Below are 19,361 nucleotides of genomic sequence, written 5' to 3'. Positions count from 1 at the left end.
CTACTGCTCGGTCGACAGGTCGGCGAGCCGGGACTGCGGCCGGCCCTGGGCCGCCGCGGCGAGGCCGATGACGATCTCGTCCGCCCGCGGCCCGTCCGGGACGCGCACCTCGATGCTCTGGTGGTGCGAACGGACCGTCGCGTCGGTGATGTGCTTGAGCGGGATGTCGAAGGTGCCTCCGGCGGCCGCCCGCTTCTCCACCGCGGGGAGCAGGGTGGTGGCGTTCGCCGCCCTGCGGAAGTGGTCGCCGAACTTCAGCGTGTGGATGAGCGCGCTGCCGTGCTCGACCTCGCCGTCGAGGCCGACGATCGCGGCCTTGCCGTACGCCTCGACCGGTGCGCCGAGCGCCTCGACCACGCGCGGCGCCAGCAACGCGCCGAGCTGCGGCGCCACCTCGTCGATGCCGGGGAGCAGGTCCGGCACGAAGTCCTGTCCCGCCCACGGGTTCTCGATCACGGCGAGCACCACCGCCGTGCGCGCGACCGGGTCGACGGGCCGGCCGCCCTCGGTGTGGACGTCTTCGACGAAGGTGAGGATCTTGCGGACGTTCATCGGGTCTTCTCCAGGTCTGCGAGGCGGACTACGGGGTCGGAACGGCGGTCCCCGATACGGGCGTTGGGGCGCGGTCCGGACGCGGCGGCGGCGACGACCACGATCTCGTCGGGGCGGGGTGCGTCGGGCACCCGGATCTGGACCGTCTGGTAGTGCGAGCGGGTGGCGGCGGCGGTCTTGTGCCACAGCGGGACGGTCAGCGCCTCGCCCGCCGCCAGCCGGTCGTCGCTGAACACGATGATCGAGGTGCCTTCGGTCAGCTCCCGCAGCACGTTGCCGAAGTACGGGGTGTGGATCAGCGCGCCGCCGTGCTCGATCTCGCCGTCGAGGCCGACGACGGCGGCCTTCCCGAACGCCTCGATCCGGTCGGCACCGCCCAGCGCGCCGATCAGGCGGTCCGTCAGCATGCGGCCGAGTCCCGGCGCGACGGACTCCACGTCGGGCTGCAGGTCGGCGACGAGGCCGCGGCCGGCCCAGGGGTTGCGGATCACGGCCGCGGCGGCGACCCGGCGCACCGGGGTGGCGACCGGGCGGCCCAGTTCCAGCAGCACCTCGTCGACGACGGTCACGACCTTCCGCAGGCCGGTCATCCGGCGGGCTCCGCGACGGTGGACGCACGCCCCGGGTGACGCGCCGGGGTGCGGCCGTCCGGTGTGCGATCGCCCTGCCGCCCGGCGTCCCCGCGACCGCGCGGAAGCGGAGATCGCATTCTTTGCCTCTTCGTTCGCTGCTGTGCCATGCCAGTGAGGCTAGGAGTCCACTTAGGGGCAGTCAAGGGGAGGCTCCAAAATATCGGTTTGACCTGAGCATTAGCTGAACGAGGCAAAGGTTTTCGCGAATATCGCCCGCCCCATTGACAGCACTGCACCCTCTTCCTAGCGTCCTGTGCCATGCAAGAGCCGCAGACCGAGGGAAACGTCATGTGCCCCACCGTTGACTCCGCCGACCACACCGCGACCGTCGCCCCGTCCGACCGGTCCGTCCGCCTCCGGGCCGCATGGACCGCCGCGTGGGACGAGAGCGACGTCGATGTCCTGAACGACCTGCTGAGCCCGTCCTACGTCCGCCTCCGCGGCCCGCAGGGCGTCGAGCAGAGCCGGGAGGGATTCAAGGAGAGCATCCGCGCCGTGCGCGAGGCGTTCCCCGAGCTGCGCACCGAGATCGAGGATCTCGTCGAGGACGGCGACCGCCTGGCCGTCCGCTGGCGCAGCACGGGCCGGCACACCGGCCCCTTCCTCGGCGTACCGCCCACCGGGAGGCCCATCGAGGTCTCGGGGGCGACGTTCGCCCGTTTCGAGGGGGACAGCATCGTCGAGGAGCGGGTGACCTTCGACTCCCGGCAGCTCCTGGAAGCGCTGGGGATCATCACCACCGCGCAGGGGACCGCCGTCGAGCCCGAGCTGGTGCGCGGGGTGCACCGCAAGTTCATCACCGGCGTCACCGTGGTGACCACCACCGACGACGAGGGCGCACCGAGGGGCCTGGCGGTCAACGCCTTCGCCAGCATCTCGCTCGACCCGCCCATGGTCCTGGTCTGCGTGCAGCGCAGCTCGTCGACGCACCCCGTGCTCCACCGGTCGAGTCACCTGGGGATCAACATCCTGGCCGCCGGCCAGCTGGACGTGGCCAAGGTCTTCGCCGGGAAGGGCCAGGACAAGTTCGACCGGATCGAGTGGAGCCCCGGCACCCACGGCACGCCACTGATCGACGGTTCCAGCGCACAGCTCGAAGTGGAGATCGGTGAGCGCATCGAGGCCGGCAGCCACACCGTCTTCACCGGGCGGGTGGTCTCGGCCTCCCACGCCGAGCGGGCCCCGCTGGTCTACAGCGGCGGGGGCTTCTTCGACATCTCGACGACGGCCCCGCTCCCGTGGTGACCGCTCCCCCGGCGCCGGGCCCCGCGGTGACCGGCCGCCCGGTGCCTGTCCGCGTACCGGAGGCCCCCGCGGTGAACGGCCCCGTGACGACCGTCCCCGCGGTGCGGACCCCTCCGGTGGAAGCCCCCGCGGTGACCGGCCGCCCGCCCTCCGGACCCCGGGCCCTCGCCGCACCGTCCCACGCCCCACGGCCCCACGTCGCGGCGCCGTATGTCCCGCCGTACCTCCCGCAGCACCCTGTCCTGCAGTCCCACGCCCTGCGGCCTCACGGCCTGCGGGCCCACCTCCTGCGGAGCGCACCATGACCAACGACGCCCAGGCACCCGCCTACGGCACGTCGCTCACCAAGGTCGAGCCCTTCGGTGTCGACCACATCCCCGACGGCGAGCGGCACGGCAAACCGAGCTCGCAGTTCTTCGTCTGGTTCGCCGCGGGCCTCAACTTTCCCGTCATCGTCCTCGGTTTCGGCGCGGCCAGGTTCGGGCTCAGCTTCCCCGTCGCCGTGTGCACCATCGTCGTGGGAGCGGCGGCAGGCTCCGTACTGATGGCCGTGATGTCCCAGATGGGCGTACGCCTCGGCGTCCCCCAGCAGATCCAGGCGCGCGGCCCCCTCGGCTTCTTCGGCAACTTCGTGCCCGTCGCCTACATCAACGTCTTCTCCGGCATCGGCTGGGCCGCGGTGACCGTCATCCTCGGCGGCAAGGCGTTCGCCGAGCTGACGCACTGGCCGTTCTGGCTCTGCGCCGCCCTGCTCACGGCCGTCGAACTGGTCGTGGCCGTCTACAGCTACAACATGATCAACTTCTTGCAGAGGGCGCTCACCTACGTCCTCACCCCGCTGTTCGTGCTGATCACGGTGGTGGCCGTGGTGCGCGGCGGGAGCATCTTCGCCGCCGACCCGCAGGCGAGCGGCTACATCGGGCAGGCCGGCGGCTCCGTGACCCTGGGCGGCTGGTTCCTCGCCTTCCTCGTGGCCTGGGCCCCCTTCGCCTCGGACTACTCGCGGTACCTGCCCGACACCCCGCAGGTCGTCCGGCGCACGGCCTGGTACACCGGGCTCGGCAACTTCGCCACCATCTGCTGGCTGGGCATCCTGGGCGTGATCGTCGGAGGCTCGACGTCGGGTACGGACACCATCGCCGCCCTGCACGAGCTCGCGGGCCCGTTCGCCGTACCGGCCCTGATCGCGGTCGGCCTGTCCGCCCTGGCCCAGAACTTCCTCAACGTCTACGGCGGCGCGATCTCGGTCCAGACCCTGAAGGTCCCGGTGACCCGCTCCCAGGCGGTGGCCGCGATCTGCGTACTGGCCTACGCCATCAGCCTGTGGGGCGCGACCGGGGTCGAGGACAAGTTCAAGGTCTTCCTCAACCTGACCGCGTACTTCATCGCACCGTTCGCCGCCGTGCTGCTGCTCGACTTCTACCTGGGCGGGCGCAACGACCCGGCCCGGATCTCCGAGCTCTACGACCGCTCCAGGGTGCTGGACTGGGGTCTGGTGGCCTGGGCCGGCGGCGTCGTGGCGTCCGTGCCCTTCTGGCAGTCCACCCTCTACACGGGTCCCTTCGCCGCGGCGTACCCGGGCGCGGGCGACCTGAGCATGTTCGTCGCGGCCGGGGCCACGGCCGTCCTGTACCTGCTCACCTACCGCCTGAAGCCGCTCTGGCGCAGGCCCGGCGGTGACAGCGCCCCGGCCCCCACGGGCCGGCCGGAGCAACCGGCGGACCTGGCCGAGCTCTCCTGACCCGGCAGCCGAGGGGCGCCCCCTGCGTGTTCACCTCGTCCCGCAGCACCCCGGGACGAGGGGGGCGAGCTCTCAACTCGTCAAGTTGAAAGGGCACGCAGCCGCCGCACGAACTGGTCAAGGGGCCGTCGCATATGCGACGTGCGCCCAGCCCTGCGGCCCGATCACGCAGACATCCGGTGCGACGGCACGCGCTCCGCAGGCGGCCCGTCGAAACTCCGCCGCTCGATTCGTCCCTGGCTTAGGATGAGCCAGATCATCTGCGGCCCGACGGGCTTCCGTTCCGCGTCAGCGGACTGAAGAGGACATGCCCCCACCCGCACGAGCTACTTCGTGCTGCCTGGGGGCAATTCCTTGCTGTTCCGCGAGTCCGCTGCGACCGTCGCCGCCCGCAACCTCGAAGGCACGTTGGCGCTGCACTTGATGGAGAATTTCCAGCACGCGCGCGGACACCGTCCCAGCGCCTCCGAGGTGCGGTCATGGGAACGCAGCCTTCCCGCCCTCACCGGTGCGCTGCTCGACGCCGGACTCGACGACGTCGAGATGCTGATCGAATACTCCCTCCCTCTGACAAGCAAGCGTGCCGACGTCATACTGGCGGGCCTCCACCCCTCGACCGGCGAACCGTCGTACGTCGTGGTAGAGCTCAAGCAGTGGAGCCAGGCGTACGCGGAGGAGGAAGATCCTCTTCTGTGCCGGATAGACGCCTATCCGCGCCCGGTCCTCAACCCGATCGAGCAGGTCCGCGGTTACTGCTCCTATCTGCTCTCGTTCAACGGGGCGCTGGAACGGACTCCGGAAGCGGTCGCGGGGGTGGCTTTTCTGCACAACGCGACGGAGTTCGGCATCAGTTCCCTGCGTGAGGTCCCGGAAGACCTCCAGGGTCGTATGTACACCGCCGAGCAGCGCGGTGCGTTCCTCGACTTCCTGCGAACGAGGCTGGCTCCCCGGTCCGGTGCGGGGGCGGCCGATCTCCTCGTCGGGGGCAGGACACGCCCGTCGAAGCAGTTGATGGCCGTCGCGGCCGCCGAGGTCCGCGACCGCGAGCAGTTCATCCTGCTCGACGAGCAGCGGATCGCGTACGAGCTGGTGCTGTCGGCGGTACGCAAGGCCAAACGGTCCAACCACAAGCAGGTGGTCGTGGTGACCGGCGGTCCTGGTTCCGGCAAGAGCGTCATCGCCTTGTCGCTCCTCGGCGAACTGTTCCGCCGCGGCGACACGGCTCTGCACGCGACCGGCTCGGCGTCGTTCACCAAGACCATGCGCAAGATCGCGGGCGCCCGGAAGCCTGAGGTGCAGAAGCTGTTCATGTATTTCAACAGCTTCATGACAGCCGAGCCCAACGACCTCGATGTCCTCATCTGCGACGAGGCCCACCGGCTCCGCAAGACCTCGGCCAACCGCTACACCAAGGCGTCCCTGCGCACCGACCGCCCGCAGGTGGCCGAACTGATCGACGCAGCCCGGGTACCGGTGTTCCTGCTCGACCAGCACCAAGTGGTACGTCCCGGCGAGATGGGCACCGAGGAACAGATCAAGGACGCCGCAGCCGCACAGGGTCTCGACTGCGTCGTGGTGGAGCTGGACAGCCAGTTCCGCTGCGGCGGCAGCGAAGCCTACGTGAAGTGGGTGGCGAGCCTGCTCGGCCTGGAGGGCGGCGAGCCGGCCGCGTGGGAGGCGGACGGCAAGGTGGAGCTACTGACCGCCGACAGCCCGCAGGAGCTGGAGGACTTCCTCACAGCCCGCCGCGCGGAAGGCGGAGGGAAAAAGTACAGCGCGCGTATGGCTGCCGGGTACTGCTGGAAGTGGACGACGAAGATCACACCGGAGATGTCCGAGCTGCCGCGCGACATCGTCATCGGCGCGTGGACCCGTCCATGGAACGTACCCGGCGATCGGTCGCTCTTCGGAGCGCCGGCGGCACCCCTCTGGGCCAACGATCCGGCCGGTTTCGGCCAGGTCGGCTGCGTGTACACCGCCCAGGGTTTCGAGTACGACTGGTCGGGCGTGATCATGGGGCCGGACCTGGTGTGGCGCACCGACCGGTGGGTGGTGGACCGCACGGCTTCGAAGGACCCGATCTTCACCAAGTCGACGCCGGACTCCGAAGTCAGCCGGCTCATCCGCAACACGTACAAGGTGCTGCTGACCCGGGGCATGGTCGGAACGATGATCTACTCCACAGATCCGGAGACCCGCGAGAAGCTGCGCTCGCTCGTCCACCCGCAGGCAGGGGTCGAAGCCGCCGTTCCCGCCTGACCCACCGTCGTTCGAGGATTTCGGTCCCGCCACAGTGGAAAAAGTGCGACAACCGTCTGGGCAGCCGGGTAGAAGGCCCGCTCGGTGGACTGGATACCTGTTCGGCCGAGGAGGTCGTCCCACGGGCCGAACCCGACGGGCGACCAGAGCCGTCGGCCGCCGCACCCCCGCCGCCCAGCACTCCGGCTATGCGCCTCCCGGCCCCTCCCCCTCCGGGCGGCCGAGGGTCACGGCGCCGTGGAAGCCGTCGGGCGAGACGGCCGACATCGTGTCCAGGGACGGGTCGGCGACCGGCAGCAGGTGGGCGTCGACCCAGGTGTCACCCTTCTTCGCGTCGGCCCACGGATCCTCGATCACGAGGGCGCCGGGCACGGCGCCGTGGCAGAGCACCCAGTGCGGCACGTCGAAGCCCTGCATGCCGGCGAGCGAGACCAGGAGCAGCACGTGCTCCCCCCGTCCGAGCGCGTCCCGGATCGCGGCGGAGGTGAGGGGGCGCGGGTCGACCGGGACGCCGGTGCCGTCGGCGTCCGTGCGCGCCATGCGCTGGAGGCAGGCGCGCCACTCCTGCTCGCTCTCGGGGAGGTGGTCGAGCATGACGGGCCGGTCCGTGTCCAGGTGGACCGTGACGGGCGACGACGGCCACGCGCGGCGCGCGGCGACGCCCAGGCCGACCGGTTCGCACGCGGGGAAGTTGGTCGCGTCGCGCCAGAACGTCAGCTCCGCCCGGCGGTCCAGTGCCCCCTGCGGCAGCACCCCGGCGTGCGTCTGCGCGACCAGGGCGGTGACGGCTCCGCAGGTGAAGTGTGTGGTCTGCCCGTAGTACGGGGGTTCCGCGGGTGCGGCACCGTCCAGCCAGCGGACGTGACCGGTGGCCGGTCCGGCCGTGTCGTCCGGGGGCGTGAGCGGAGGGCGCAGCGGTGTGAAACCGGCTGCCGCGGCTGCCTCCGGGGTCGCCGTCCATCCTTCCCACTTGACCTGGGTGCGTTCCAGACGGCGGGCGTGGGCGACGACCGCCGCGACGGCGGCCGGGACGTCGCCGACGGCGTCGACGATCTTCAGATAGGCGGTGTGCGGGCGGGCCGTCACGAGGGCGGCGGCCGTCCAGTGCCCGCCGTCGCCGGCCGGGACGGCCACGAGGTGAGGAGCGTGGGCCGACCGGTCGACCGCGTGCCAGCGTTCCACCACCTCGTGGTGTCCGAGGCGCTTCAGCGCGTCCGGCGTCGTGCCGGACACGAACGGCACGACGACGCTCTGCGCGGGTGTTTCCTGCTGGGCCGCCATGGCGGTGCTCCTTGCTGGCCGGTGGGACGGGGACGGACGGTACGGGTCGGGGTGGTGAGGGTGAGGGCCGGGCCGGGGGCCACCGCGCGGGTCAGGCGCGGGACTTCCGGAGCACCAGGACGAAGTACGGTGCGCCGACCAGGGCGATCATGAGGCCCGCCGGCAACTGGGCGGGGGCGACGAGCGTGCGGCCGAGGGCGTCGGCCACGCAGACCAGCAGTCCGCCGAGCAGCATCGCGACCGGGATCGCGCGGCCGTGCCGGGCGCCCACCAGCGACCGGGCGAGGTGCGGGGCGACCAGCCCCACGAAGCCGACGACGCCGACGGCGATCACGCTGAGCGCCGCGAGCACCGCCGCGATCGCCAGGGCCGCGAAGCGTGTGCGCCCCAGCCTGACGCCGACGATGCGCGGGGTGTCCTCGTCGACGGCGAGCAGGTCGAGCCGGCTCCGCATCGCGAGCAGCACGGGGACCGCGAGCGCCAGGGCGATCGCGACCGGGGCGACGTCGGGCAGGGTGCGGCCGTAGGTCGTGCCGGAGAGCCAGGTGAAGATGCGGGGCGTGTCGTACGGGTCGGCGCGCAGCAGGAGGAAGGTGGTGACGGAGCTGAGGCCGTACCCGCAGCCGATGCCGATCAGGACGAACCGGTCGGGCAGGAAGCCGCCGCGCCAGGACAGCAGGGCGATCAGCGCGAACGTGGCGAGCCCCGCCGCGACGGCGACCGCGACGAGCACCGGCTGTCCGCCGGGCAGGCCGGAGGTGACGACGCTCGCCGCGCCCAGTCCGGCGCCCGCCGTGATCCCGAGGACGCCGGGTTCCGCCAGCGGGTTGCGGACCGTGCTCTGCACCACGCATCCGGCGAGGCCGAGGGCCGCCCCGGCGAGGACGGCGGCGACCACGCGCGGGACCCGGTCGTCGAGCGCCTGACCGACGAGGCCGGGGGCGGCACCCTGGATCCAGAGCACGACGTCCCCCGTCCGCAGCCAGAGGCTCCCCGCCAGGACCGCCACCACGACCGCCGTGGCCAGCAGTGTGACGGTGCCGGTCACGACGAGGAGGTACGCGCGGCGGGACCGGGCGGCGATCCGCGCGTGCGGCGGCTGCCGGAGCTGCCCCGTGTCCCGGAGCCGCAGCGCGAGGACGACGATCACGACGGAGCCGAGCAGCGCGGTCGGCACGCCGGTGGGGATGGAGGCGGCGCCGTCCGCGCCCTGCACGGCGCGCAGGGTGGCGTCCGCGAGCAGGATGAGCAGCGCGCCGAGCAAACCGGCTGCGGGGACGAGCAGGAGGTGCCGGCGCAGGGCCCGGACCCGCCCCGCGATCAGCCGGGCCAGGACGGGAGCGCCGAGGCCGACGAACGAGATGGGGCCGGCGAGCGTCACCGCGGTGCTGGTCAGGAGCACCGCGCAGAGCACGGCGGTCACCCGGGTGGTCCGGATCGGCACGCCGAGGGTCGCTGCGGCGTCGTCGCCGAGGTTCATCACGTCCAGCCGCCGGGACAGCGCCAGGGCGAGGCACAGCACCACGGCCACGAGGGGGAAGGCGCGCACCGACGCGTCGATGTTCAGCTGGGCGAGCGAACCGCTGCCCCAGGCGAAGAGGCCGGTGGTGTTCTGGCCGAACAGGATGAGCAGCATCCCGGTCGCCGCGTCCAGGGCCAGGGCCGTCGCCGATCCGGCGAGGATGAGGCGGGTGCCCGCGGTGCCCGCCGCGCGGCCCGCGAGGAGCAGCACGAGGCCCGCCGCGACCAGGCCGCCGGCGAAGGCGACGGCTCCCGACGCCCACAGCGGTACGGCGAGGCCGAAGGCCGCGACGAGGGTGAGCGTGAAGTAGGCCCCGGCCGTGACCGCGAGGGTGTCCGGGGAGGCGAGCGCGTTGTGCGTGACGGACTGGAGCAGCGCGCCGGCGCAGCCGAGGGCGAACCCCACGGCCACGCCCGCGAGCAGGCGCGGCAGGCGCGAGCCGGTGAGGATCTCACCGACCGGCGCCGCGCCCGAGTCCGCCTCCCGCCCGGCGAGGTGGCGCAGCAGGTCGCCGACGCCGACACCCGACGTCCCCTGCGTCAGGTGCCACGCGCCCACCAGGACGGTCGCGGCGAGGAGGAGCGTGAGGACGAGCAGCCCGGCGGGGCCGCCACCGCGTTCGGTGCGCGACAGCGGCCTCGCTGCGGGTGCCGGTGTCCGGATCGTGCTCACTTCGTGGCGAGTACGTCGACGTATGCGTCGATCGCCTGGGCGCAGGAGCGGGGGCCGCCGGCGCCCCACACCCGTGCCGGGAAGGCGTGCGCGCGCCCTTCCTTCACGGCCGGGAGGGACTTCCAGATCGGGTTCTTGGCCAGCGCGGCGACGTATCCGCCGGCTCCCTCGTCGTTGGCGTGGAAGAGGTTGGCGTTCCCCACCGCGGTGAGTCCCTCGACGTCGGTCTGGGCGAGGCCGTAGGACGGGTCGACACCGCCGTCGCCGTGGGCCTTGTTGACGTCGTTGGTCCACGCGGGCGTCATGCCGAGCTCCTTGCCTATCTCGGTGAACAGCGCGCCGTCGCTGTAGGGGCGGACGGTGAGGTTGCCGCCCTGCAGCCATCCGTCGAAGAACAGGAAGTCCTTCGTCGGCAGGTCGGCGTCGGTGACCTGCTTCTTCGCCGTGGCGAGGTGCTGGTCGAACTCGTCGAGCACCTGGTCGGCGCGCTCGGTGCGTCCCGTGGCCTCGCCGATCATGCTGAAGACCTCCCGCATGTTCCCGATCGGGTCCTTCGGGTTCGCGCCGCGCGTGGCCATCACGGGGACCCCGCGCTTCTCCAGCTTGGCGATCGTCTCGTCGTCGGCGTCGAACGCCTCCACGACGACGAGATCGGGATCGGCCGCGTAGAGGGTGTCGAGGTCGGGCTCCTCCCGGGTGCCGATGTCCGTCACCCCGGCGGGCAGCTTCTCCGCGCTGACCCAGGTGCTGTACCCCTTGGCGTCGGAGACGGCGGTGGGGGTGACGCACAGGGTCAGCGCGTCCTCGACCTGCTGCCACTCCAGGACGGCGATACGCCGGGCGGGCTTGTCGAGCTTCACCTGGCGGCCCACGCCGTCCTTGAAGGAGACGGGTCCGGTCGAGGTGGCCGTGGTGTCGTCGGCGCAGCTCTTCGACGCGGGCGCCGCCGCGGCGCCGTCGCCGGGAGCCGCCTTGCCGACGTCGGTCGTGCCGCAGGCCGTTGCGGCGAGGAGGGCCAGTCCGGTGGAGGCTGACGCCGCCAGGCGGTGGGCGCGGTTCATGCAGGGGCCTCTTTCGTGTGGGGTGCGTTCGGACGGGATCGGTGCGTTCCGAGCACGCTGCGTGTGTTCGGAACGAGGAGGGGTACGGGGCGCGCGGCCGGGTCCGTGACGTGCCGGGGCCACGGATCACCGCCCCGGGCGCCGGGCGCGGAGACGGGTGGTGTCGCGTCGGGTGGAGGGGGCGGGGCCCGGGCGGGTCGTCCCGCCCGGACGGCCGGATGTGCCGGGTCAGGCGAGGTGCCGCCCGAGCGGGTCGATGCGGAGACGGCCGGTGCGGGGGTCGACGCCGACCTCGACACGGATGTCGTAGACCTCGCCGATGTTCTCGGCGGTGAGGACCTCGGCGGGGGGACCGGCCGCGTGCACCCGGCCGGCGCGCATCAGCACCAGCGTGTCCGCGACGCGGGACGCCTGGTCGAGGTCGTGCAGCACGACGCCGACCGCGATGCCGTGTTCCTGGACGAGGTCGCGGACCACGTCGAGTGTCTCGATCTGGTACCGCAGGTCCAGGTGGTTGGTCGGTTCGTCCAGGAGCACCACACCGGTGTCCTGGGCGAGGCAGGCCGCGAGCCAGACCCGCTGCATCTCCCCGCCGGAGAGTTCTCCGACCGGCCTGTCCGCCATGTCCCGCACTCCGGTGACACCCATGGCGTGGTCGATCGCCGTCCGGTCCTCGGCGGTCGGGCCGGCGAAGCCGCGCCGGTAGGGGTGGCGTCCGAACGCCACGACCTCCGCGACGGTCAGCCCCTGGGGCGCCGGCCTCGACTGGGAGAACAGCGTGACCTCGCGGGCGAACCGGCGTGCGCTGAGCAGGGCGGCGTCGCGCTCCGACGGTCCGTCGGGGGCACCGAGCGTCACCCGGCCGCCGTCCACCCGGTGCAGTCGGGACAGCGCGCGCAGCAGTGTGGACTTCCCGCTGCCGTTCGGCCCCACGAGAGCGGTCGCGCGGCCGGGTTCCAGGGTGAGCGAGACACCGTGGACGACCGGCTTCCCGCCGTACCGCAGCACCAGGTCGTGCCCGTGGAGGGCGGCGGCCGGTGCGGCGGGGCCGGCCTCGGCAGGGCCGGTGGGCCGGAAGGGGCTTGTGAACATCGAGAGGTCCGGACGGTCGGAGGGGCAAGGGCTGCGGCACCCTCCGTCCGGCCTTCACCGGGCGGCACGCTCCCGCGCACGGAAAGCTCCGTCCGCGGCGAGCACCAACTAAGGGTCACCTAACTCCGAGAAGGTTATATTCCGCTCGCGATGTCGACAATCAGGAGTTCTGGACATGTGATACGGGATTCCGGACATCCGGCGAAGCGCCGTCGGCCGCGCCGAAGAAGGCGCCCGGGGTGGTCCCCATGACCCGGCGGAACGCGGCGATGAAGGAACTGGGCTGCGCGTAGCCGAGCGTCTCGGAGACCGTCGTCACGTCGAACCCCTCGGCCAGCAGCGCCAGCGCGCGGTGGACCCGCAGCATCTGCCGCCACTGCGCGAACGAGAGGCCCGTCGAGCGGCGGAACGCGCGGGTGACCGTGCGCTCGCTGACGTCCAGGCACCGCGCCCACTCCTCCAGCGAGCGGCTGTCGGCGGGATCGTCCAGCAGGGCTTCCGCGAGGGCCGCGATCCGGACGTCACCGGGCAGCTGCAACGTGAACTGGCGCTCCGACGGCCGGAGCACGTCGAACACGACGGACTCGGCCCGCGCCCTGGCCTCCGGATCGAGATCCGTGCGGGACAGATGGGTCAGCAGCGACTCGAGCAGCGGCGTCATGGCGATCGCCTTCGGCTCCTCGAACGCGAGGGGCGTGCGGTCGGGGGCGAAGAAGGCGTCGTGGAACGCGGCGCCCGCGGTGGCCCGGCCACCGTGCACCGTCCCGGCGGGCATCCACAGCCCGTGCCCCTCGGACACGGTGAAGACGCGGTCCTCGACCCGGGAGGTGAGCGTGCCCCCGCGCACCCAGACGAGCTCGTGCACGGGGTGCGCGTGCGGCGCCCACTCCGTGGGGACACGGGGGATGCGGAACCCGGCGGTGATGGCGAAGGGGGCGGCCACCGGCTCCGCGGGCACCTCGACCCGGCGCACCACGGTGTCCGCCTCGCGCAGCCACATCCCCGGGCTCACCTCACCGCGGGACGACCGGACCATGCCCCGGAGTCTATCCGGGCCCCGCTCCGGAAACGGCGGCCCGACCTGGCAGGACCTCGCACGAGCCGCCCGCCCGGGCCCGCCGCCGGCGGCGGTCGGGCCGTCATGTACCGGACGGGTCCGGGGCAGGGCGGGCCTGGGGAGCGCGGTGGCGGCGACCGGCGGAGCACCGGGCGGCCCTACCTCGGGGTCAGCGAGGTAGATACCCCAGGGGGTAATTTCGCCCGAGAGGAGAGGCCGTGTCCTTCGTCGGCACCGTCGAGACCGAGGGCTGGGCAACCGAAGTCACCTCGCCGGCGGCGGACGGACCGCGGTGGCCGTGGATCCGCGCCTCGACATCGACCGGGTGCCGGCCGCCTCGGCCCGGCGGGGGGGGGTGCGGGTCTCCCGCGTGGTGGAGACGCACCTGCACCACGACTACGTCACCGGCGGCCCGGATCAGGCCAGGGAGAGGAAGAGCTTCTCCAGCCGGGCCCGCATCTCGTCACGGTCCTCCCCGGAGCGAATGCCGTTCTCCGTCTCGGCCAGACACTGCTGGAGCCCGGTCGCGATGATCGCGAACCCGGCCCGGTCGAGCGCCCGCGACGCCGCCGCGAGCTGCGTGACGACCTCCTCGCAGTCCCGCCCCTCCTCGATCATCCGGATCACGCCGGCGATCTGCCCCTGAGCCCGGCGCAGCCGGTTCAGGACCGCCTTCAGCTCCGCACCCGCCAGATCAAGCTCCATCATCACTCCTCATGAAATACCCCCGGGGGTAAGATACTCCCCCGCGCGGCGACAGCGCCGGAAGAAAGGATGACACCCTCCCCGCGTCCCGGACGCCCTCTCCGCTCACACCGGACGAGCAGGGTGCCGAACTCCTCGCGAAAGCGGGACATCGGGCCGAGGCCGTCGCCGCCTACGAGGACATCCAGTCGGCGGCCCTGCGGATCTGGGGCACCGATCACATGGGCACCTTCATGCTCCGCGGATGTCTGGCCGAAGCCCGGAGCCGCCTCGAAGGGGATATGGCCTCGGGCGTTCCGGCGTTCGAGCAGTTGCTCGCCGACTGCGTCCGGGTGCTGCCCCCCGAGGATTCGGTCACCGGAGCCGTACGCGCCTATCTCGCACAACTACGCACACCGGACGCCACGGAGCCCGGTGCGGAAGCACAGACGTGCAACGACTTGCTGGATGCTCATGAGAAGGCCGCGCGGACCCGTCGTGCGGCCGGCGACGGGTGACGCTCGCAAGCGGATCGCCGGGCACCGGAGCCCGGCCGTCCGGTCCGGGCGAGGTCCTCGCCGGGACCGGACGGGGCCTTCAGGGCCGTCCGCGCGGTACGCGTGTACGACGCCGGGTACGGCGCCGCGTCACGGGGCGTCCGGCCCCGGGGTTCAGGAGGGCCGGACGAACGAGCGGAGTTCGCTGTAGGCGTGGAGCCCGAAGGGGCCGCCGGTATGCGTCCCGGGGTGTTCCCGGGCGGTGTTGACACCGACGTTGTCGCCGTTCAGGCGCGCGGCGACGTGCCGGGCGCGGGCGGTGTCGGCGGAGAAGACGTGGTCGTGGAGGGCGGCGGGGGCATCCGTGACGATCCGTACCGCCTCGTCCTCGTCGTCGAAGGGGATCACCGCGACGACCGGGCCGGCGATCGCTTCCTGGGCTGCCGTCATGTCCGGGGTGACGTCGGCGAGCACGGTGGGTGCGACGTAGAACCCAGGCTTCAGGAGCGGGCGTTCGCCACCCGCGGCGATCCGGGCGCCCTGCTGCACGGCCGTCTCGACGTACGCCTCGAAGCGATCGCGCCGGGCGGCGGAGATGAGCGGGCCCACGAGCACGGCGTCCTCGGCGGGGTTGCCTACCGTCAGTGCCTCCGCGTGCGCGGCGAGGGCGGCCACGGACCTCTCGTACAGCGTGCGGTGCACGAGCAGCCGGGCCGGTGTCGCGCGGATCTGACCGCTGTACAGGGTGAAGGCCGAACCGGCTGCCGCGAGGGCCGACTTGAGTGCGTGCTCGTCGGCGCCCTCCAGGACGACGACCGTGCCTCTGCCGCCGAGGTCGAGGAGGGTGCGCTTCGACTGGGCGCCCGTGGAGACGGCGATCCTCCGGCCTTCGGCGACGGAACCGGCGAAGCTGACCATGTCGATGTCGTAGTGCGCCACCAAGGCCTCGACCGTGATGGGCCCCGATCCGGTGACGACGTTGAAGACGCCGTCCGGGAGACCGGCCTCCTGCATGACCGGTCCCAGCTCCAGACAGCCGAGCGGGTCCTCCGGGGCGGGCTTGACGACCACGGTGTTGCCCAGGGCGAGCGCGGGTGCGATCTTCGCCGCGAGGTCGGCGAGAGGGAGGTTGTGGGAGGTGATGCAGGCCACGACGCCCAGGGGGCGGCGCACCGCCACCGCTTCGACGGGTCCGCCGTCCTCCTGCGGGCCCGTGGCGGCGGGGTGCGGCGCGAGGGTCACGGTGTCGGGCTCCCGCGCACCGAGTGCGTAGCGGTGAAAGTGACCGGCCGCGGTGGACACCTGGGTGGACCGTGCCACCCGCGCGGTCGCGCCGCTCTCGGCCCGCATCAGGGGCACCAGCATGTCGGCGCGTTCGGAGATCAGGGCGCCGATGCGCTCCAGGACGGCCGCCCGCTCACCCGGTTCGGTGCGCGACCACGCGTCGAAGGCGTCCCGTGCGGCCTCCGCCGCGGCCCAGACCTCGGCGGCATGGCCCTCGGGGGCGTGACCGACGGTCTCCTCGGTGGCCGGGTCGGTGATCGGGTAGTGGCCCTGTTCCGGCGCGAGCCAGGCTCCGGCTGTCCAATGACCGTACTTCTTGGGGGAATCGCTCATGGTTCAGGCTCCCTTCGGCGGGCCGAGGAGGTGACCGGCGGGGAGGCCGCGCCGGTTCTCGTCGGAGCCGCGGTGGACGGTGTCGGTACGGATGGTGAGGTCGGCCTGCCGGAGCAGGCGGGTCTGGTTCGGTACGCCGTCGGGTCCCACGCCGCTCCTACCTGTACGGCCGGACGCCCGCCGTCGGCCAGGGCAGATCGGTCTCGACCGGGGCGGCGTAGTCGACGCCGGGCACGTCGAAGCCGTACAGAGCGCGGAACCGGGTGCGGAACCACGGGATGTCGGCCAGTTCGGTGAGGGTCCCGGGGCTGAGCGCCCGCCAGCGTTCGGCCACAGCGGCCTGGACGGGCCCGGCCAGCTCCCACCGGTCGAGACGGATGCGGCCGGCCTCGTCCACGTCGGGGCGGGGTGCGGTGAGCTGCTTCCACAGCTGGAGCGTCTGCTCGACGGGGGACGGGAAACGGTCGCCCAGGACACCGCGGAGCAGGCTGACGTAGAGCGGGATCCCCGGGACGGCGGTCAGAGCCTGCGTGATCGCCGCTCCGTTGACCGAGGTGAAGGCCCGGCCGCCCACCGGGGCGAGCCGTACGGTCAGGGCGTCCGCGGTGGACTCCAGGTGGGTCTTGGCGGCGCCGATCGTGCCCGCGCGGTAGATCGCCGCGTTCAGCGGTGAGCCGATGTAGCTGAGGGCGACCGTCCGGAATCCGTCACGGAGCAGGCCGCGTTCCGCCAGTGCGTCGATCCAGCGGGACCAGTCCTCGCCGCCCATGACACGTACGGTGGCGGCGGTCTCGGCCTCGTCCGCCGGGCCGACGGTGACCTCGCGCAGGGACGCGGAGCCGTCCTCGGCGAACTCCAGGTTCCGGGTGGTGTGGGGTGCGCCGAGCGGCTTCAGCACCGACCGGTAGGTGGTGCCGCTCCGTGGATCGGTGCGCCGGGGCGCGGCCACACTGTAGATCAGGACGTCGACGCCGCCGAACCGCTCGGCCAGCAGATCCAGGGTCTCGGCCTTGGTGGTGTCGGCGAACGCGTCGGCGTTGAGGAACGAGAAGTCCGAACCGAGTGCGCGGGCGAGCGTGTCGGTCGCGACGGTGCGGTACCACCCGGCGGTGGCGCTGCGGTGCCCGGCCGGCCGCTCCAAGGCGACGCCCACGCCGTCGATGCCGTACCGCACCAGTCCGGTGACCGTGCTCGCCAGGCCGTAGCCCGCGCTCGAACCGATCACCAGGGCCGTCGGCCGCCGGGCCGGTGGCCCCTCGGGGACGGGTATCTCGGCCCGCATCAGCTCGACGTCGCGGAGGCATCCGGCCGGATGCGATTCGAGCAGCAGATAGCCACGTCCCGTCGGGGCGACGACGCGTTCGGACGGGGTGAGCGGTCGGTGCATCATCGTCTCCTCCGCCGTGTCAGGTGCCGAGCAGTGCGTGCCTGAGGTGCTCGACCAGATCGTCGGGTGTCGAGCGGTGGAACATCGACGCGGTGTCCAGACGCAGGCCGGTCGCCGAGTTCAGGCGGTTGCGCAGGGTCAGAAGGGAGAGCGAGTCGAATCCGAGCTCGCGGAGGATCCGGTGCGGCTGTACCGCCTCGGCCGCCTCGAGTCCGAGTACCGCGGAGATCTGGGTGGCGACCAGGTCGGACAGTGCCCGGTCCCGGTCGGCGTCCGCCATCGACGCGAGCCGTTGCCGCAGCGAAGTCGCCGAGACGGCTCCTGCCGCCGCCGTACGCCTGCCGGTGGGCCTGACCAGTGACCGGAACAGCGGCGGCAGGGCCTTCCCGGCTGCGGCCCGCCGGGCCGGTTCGGTGAGGTCCAGCCGGGCGGCGATCACCACGGGTCCGTCCGCGTGACGGGCGGTGTCGAACAGCGCGAGGGCCTCCGGCAATCCCAGCACGCCTGCCCCGGCGATTCCGGTACGGGCGGCTGCGTCGCCCCGCGCCCAGGGGCCCCAGGCCAGGGACACCGCGGGGGCCCCGCGGGCCCGGCGCCGTCGGGCGAGCGCGTCCAGTGCGGCCGCCGCGGCGGCCTCGGCGCCGTGACCGCCGCCGAGGGTGCCGGCCGCCGACGAACACAGGACGAGGGTGACGGCGGGCCCGGACTCCTGGTCCAGCGCCTCCGCGGCGGCGATCGTCGCGCGCACCTGCTCGACGCGTTCGTCCGGAGTCCGAGCGGTGGCGGAGGGCGCTGTCGCGGCAGGGGGCCCGGCTGCCGGACCGTCGCCCGGCAGCCCTTCCGGTACGTACACGACCGTGGTCAGGGGATGCTCCGCGGGCAGACGGCCGATGAGCGCGCGCAACGCCGTGCGGTCGACCGGATCGCACGGTGCGGTGGTGACGGTGGCGCCCAGCCCGGTGAGCTCGGCGGCCAGTGCGGGGGTCTCGGCTCCGGTGAGTACCAGGTGCCGTACTCCGTCGGCGGCGACGAGGTGCCGCGCCAGGTGCTCACCCATGGGTGTGCCCGCGCCGGCGATCAGGGTCGTGCCGTCGTCGCCGGTGCCCCGCTCCACGCCGCTCGCCGGGGGGTGGGGTGCGAGTCTCGGCACCCTGACCCGGCCCTCGCGCAGGGCTGTCTGCGGCTCGCCCGAGAGGACGGCCCCCGGCAGCACCCGCCACGAGGCCTCGTCGTCGGCGTCCAGATCGGCGAGTACGAAGCGTCCGGGTTCCTCCGCCTGCGCGGACCGGATCAGCCCCCACACCGCGGCGCCGGCGAGGTCGGTGCCGGCCCCGTCGAAGGCCGGCACCGCGGAGGTGGTCAGGAACACGACGGTCACCCCGGCGAGCGCTTCGGCGGCCCGGAGGGCGTCGAGCCTGCTCAGTGTCTCCCGCACGGCGGTGGCGGTCTCCGCACCCGGCTGCACGGTGAACACCAGGCAGTCCGGCGCGGCACCGCCCGCCTCCGTCAGGGCGTCGGGATCCGGATACGTCTGGGCCGGCACACCCTGAGCCGTCAGCCCCGCCACCGCCCGGAGCGGATCGGCACCGACCACGGCCCAGTGCGCCGCGCGGGGCGCCGACCTCGTGATGTGGTCGGTCCACTCCTCCCTGTGCAGTGCGTCGAGCTGCGCGGCCCTGACGGCTCGCAACTGCCGTGCATCGACGGGGGTGGTGCCCACGACGAACTCGGCGACCGGGTCACCCACGGCATCGGCCAGCAACATCGACAGCGCGCCCGTACGGTTCGGGCCGATCCGCACCCGCAGCGCGGACGCCCCGGCCGCGTGCACGGCGACTCCGTGCCAGGAGGTCGCCAGCCGAGGGCCCTCGGTGGGCGCGGCGTGGAGTGCGGCGTCGAGCAGGGCGGGATGGAGGGTGTACCGGTCCGGGTCGGTGGGGAGCACGACCTCCGCATACACCTGGTCATGGTGACGCCACATCTGCCGCAGCCCCTGGAAAACCGGCCCGTACCGGTACCCCTGAGCCGCAAGCGCCTCGTAGGAGAAGTCCACAGGCTCCGC

General features: G+C 72.8%; 16 protein-coding genes and 1 pseudogene. 5 read left to right on the top strand and 12 right to left on the bottom strand.

Annotated features, from left to right (window positions below):
• Both ABZ172_RS26995 and ABZ172_RS26990 read right to left on the bottom strand, forming a co-directional pair.
• The gene (locus ABZ172_RS26995; protein ID WP_356887399.1) at positions 1-552 is read right to left on the bottom strand and encodes an amino acid synthesis family protein; all 552 of its coding nucleotides are present in this window, start codon (positions 550-552) and stop codon (positions 1-3) included.
• On the bottom strand, positions 549-1,142 hold the full coding sequence (locus tag ABZ172_RS26990) for an amino acid synthesis family protein (protein WP_356887397.1): 594 nt from the start codon (positions 1,140-1,142) through the stop codon (positions 549-551). Before ABZ172_RS26990 ends, ABZ172_RS26995 begins: the two co-directional genes overlap by 4 nt.
• 300 nt (positions 1,143-1,442) lie before the next feature.
• Here ABZ172_RS26990 and ABZ172_RS26985 point away from each other — a divergent pair, with 300 nt between their 5' ends.
• The 3 genes from ABZ172_RS26985 (at position 1,443) to ABZ172_RS26975 (ending at position 6,429) form a co-directional block, all read left to right on the top strand.
• Positions 1,443-2,429, top strand: coding sequence for a flavin reductase (locus ABZ172_RS26985; protein WP_356887395.1), 987 nt, complete (start codon positions 1,443-1,445; stop codon positions 2,427-2,429).
• 301 nt (positions 2,430-2,730) lie between these two features.
• A complete protein-coding gene (locus ABZ172_RS26980) occupies positions 2,731-4,170 on the top strand; it encodes a cytosine permease (protein WP_356887393.1) in 1,440 nt (479 codons plus the stop codon).
• A 354-nt stretch (positions 4,171-4,524) separates the two neighbouring features.
• Positions 4,525-6,429 carry a DUF2075 domain-containing protein gene (locus tag ABZ172_RS26975; protein ID WP_356887391.1) on the top strand — a complete coding sequence of 635 codons (1,905 nt, stop codon included), beginning with the start codon at positions 4,525-4,527 and terminating at the stop codon, positions 6,427-6,429.
• 186 nt (positions 6,430-6,615) lie between these two features.
• On the opposite strand, the gene ABZ172_RS26970 is transcribed toward ABZ172_RS26975, so the two are convergent.
• The 5 genes from ABZ172_RS26970 to ABZ172_RS26950 form a co-directional block, all read right to left on the bottom strand.
• On the bottom strand, positions 6,616-7,710 hold the full coding sequence (locus ABZ172_RS26970) for a peptidase C39 family protein (RefSeq protein WP_356887389.1): 1,095 nt from the start codon (positions 7,708-7,710) through the stop codon (positions 6,616-6,618).
• A 91-nt stretch (positions 7,711-7,801) separates the two neighbouring features.
• The gene (locus tag ABZ172_RS26965) at positions 7,802-9,904 is read right to left on the bottom strand and encodes an iron ABC transporter permease (RefSeq protein ID WP_356887387.1); all 2,103 of its coding nucleotides are present in this window, start codon (positions 9,902-9,904) and stop codon (positions 7,802-7,804) included.
• A complete protein-coding gene (locus ABZ172_RS26960) occupies positions 9,901-10,965 on the bottom strand; it encodes an iron-siderophore ABC transporter substrate-binding protein (RefSeq protein WP_356887385.1) in 1,065 nt (354 codons plus the stop codon). Before ABZ172_RS26960 ends, ABZ172_RS26965 begins: the two co-directional genes overlap by 4 nt.
• Positions 10,966-11,193: 228 nt before the next feature.
• Positions 11,194-12,057, bottom strand: a complete 864-nt coding sequence (locus ABZ172_RS26955) for an ABC transporter ATP-binding protein (protein ID WP_356887383.1) — start codon at positions 12,055-12,057, stop codon at positions 11,194-11,196.
• Positions 12,058-12,217: 160 nt separating this feature from the next.
• On the bottom strand, positions 12,218-13,057 hold the full coding sequence (locus ABZ172_RS26950) for an AraC family transcriptional regulator (protein WP_356887437.1): 840 nt from the start codon (positions 13,055-13,057) through the stop codon (positions 12,218-12,220).
• A 275-nt stretch (positions 13,058-13,332) separates the two neighbouring features.
• Between ABZ172_RS26950 and ABZ172_RS26945 the strand changes: the two are divergent.
• Positions 13,333-13,541, top strand: a pseudogene (locus ABZ172_RS26945) (MBL fold metallo-hydrolase); the annotation flags it as partial.
• Here the strand turns inward: ABZ172_RS26945 and ABZ172_RS26940 are convergent.
• Positions 13,532-13,819 (bottom strand): metal-sensitive transcriptional regulator, encoded by a 288-nt coding sequence (locus tag ABZ172_RS26940; RefSeq protein WP_356887435.1) that lies wholly within the window; start codon positions 13,817-13,819, stop codon positions 13,532-13,534. The pseudogene ABZ172_RS26945 and the gene ABZ172_RS26940 overlap by 10 nt on opposite strands.
• Before the next feature lie 281 nt (positions 13,820-14,100).
• Between ABZ172_RS26940 and ABZ172_RS26935 the strand changes: the two genes are divergently transcribed.
• Positions 14,101-14,316 carry a hypothetical protein gene (locus ABZ172_RS26935; RefSeq protein WP_356887381.1) on the top strand — a complete coding sequence of 72 codons (216 nt, stop codon included), beginning with the start codon at positions 14,101-14,103 and terminating at the stop codon, positions 14,314-14,316.
• Between the two features lie 153 nt (positions 14,317-14,469).
• Here the strand turns inward: ABZ172_RS26935 and ABZ172_RS26930 are convergent, their stop codons facing one another.
• The 4 genes from ABZ172_RS26930 to ABZ172_RS26915 form a co-directional block, all read right to left on the bottom strand.
• Complete coding sequence (locus ABZ172_RS26930) at positions 14,470-15,912, bottom strand: aldehyde dehydrogenase family protein (protein WP_356887379.1); 1,443 nt, start codon at positions 15,910-15,912, stop codon at positions 14,470-14,472.
• 3 nt (positions 15,913-15,915) lie between these two features.
• A complete protein-coding gene (locus tag ABZ172_RS26925) occupies positions 15,916-16,062 on the bottom strand; it encodes a hypothetical protein (protein WP_356887377.1) in 147 nt (48 codons plus the stop codon).
• Between the two features lie 7 nt (positions 16,063-16,069).
• Positions 16,070-17,299 carry an enoyl-[acyl-carrier-protein] reductase FabV gene (gene fabV, locus ABZ172_RS26920; protein ID WP_356887433.1) on the bottom strand — a complete coding sequence of 410 codons (1,230 nt, stop codon included), beginning with the start codon at positions 17,297-17,299 and terminating at the stop codon, positions 16,070-16,072.
• Between the two features lie 19 nt (positions 17,300-17,318).
• Positions 17,319-19,361, bottom strand: a 2,043-nt coding sequence (locus tag ABZ172_RS26915) for a KR domain-containing protein (RefSeq protein WP_356887375.1), incomplete at its 5' end; no start/stop codon positions are given.

Origin of the sequence: Streptomyces sp. NPDC006296 (assembly GCF_040613235.1) — a bacterium.
Lineage (GTDB): Bacteria > Actinomycetota > Actinomycetes > Streptomycetales > Streptomycetaceae > Streptomyces.
Note: the sequence above shows the minus strand (reverse complement) of the source record. Positions and strands in the feature narration are given on the sequence as shown.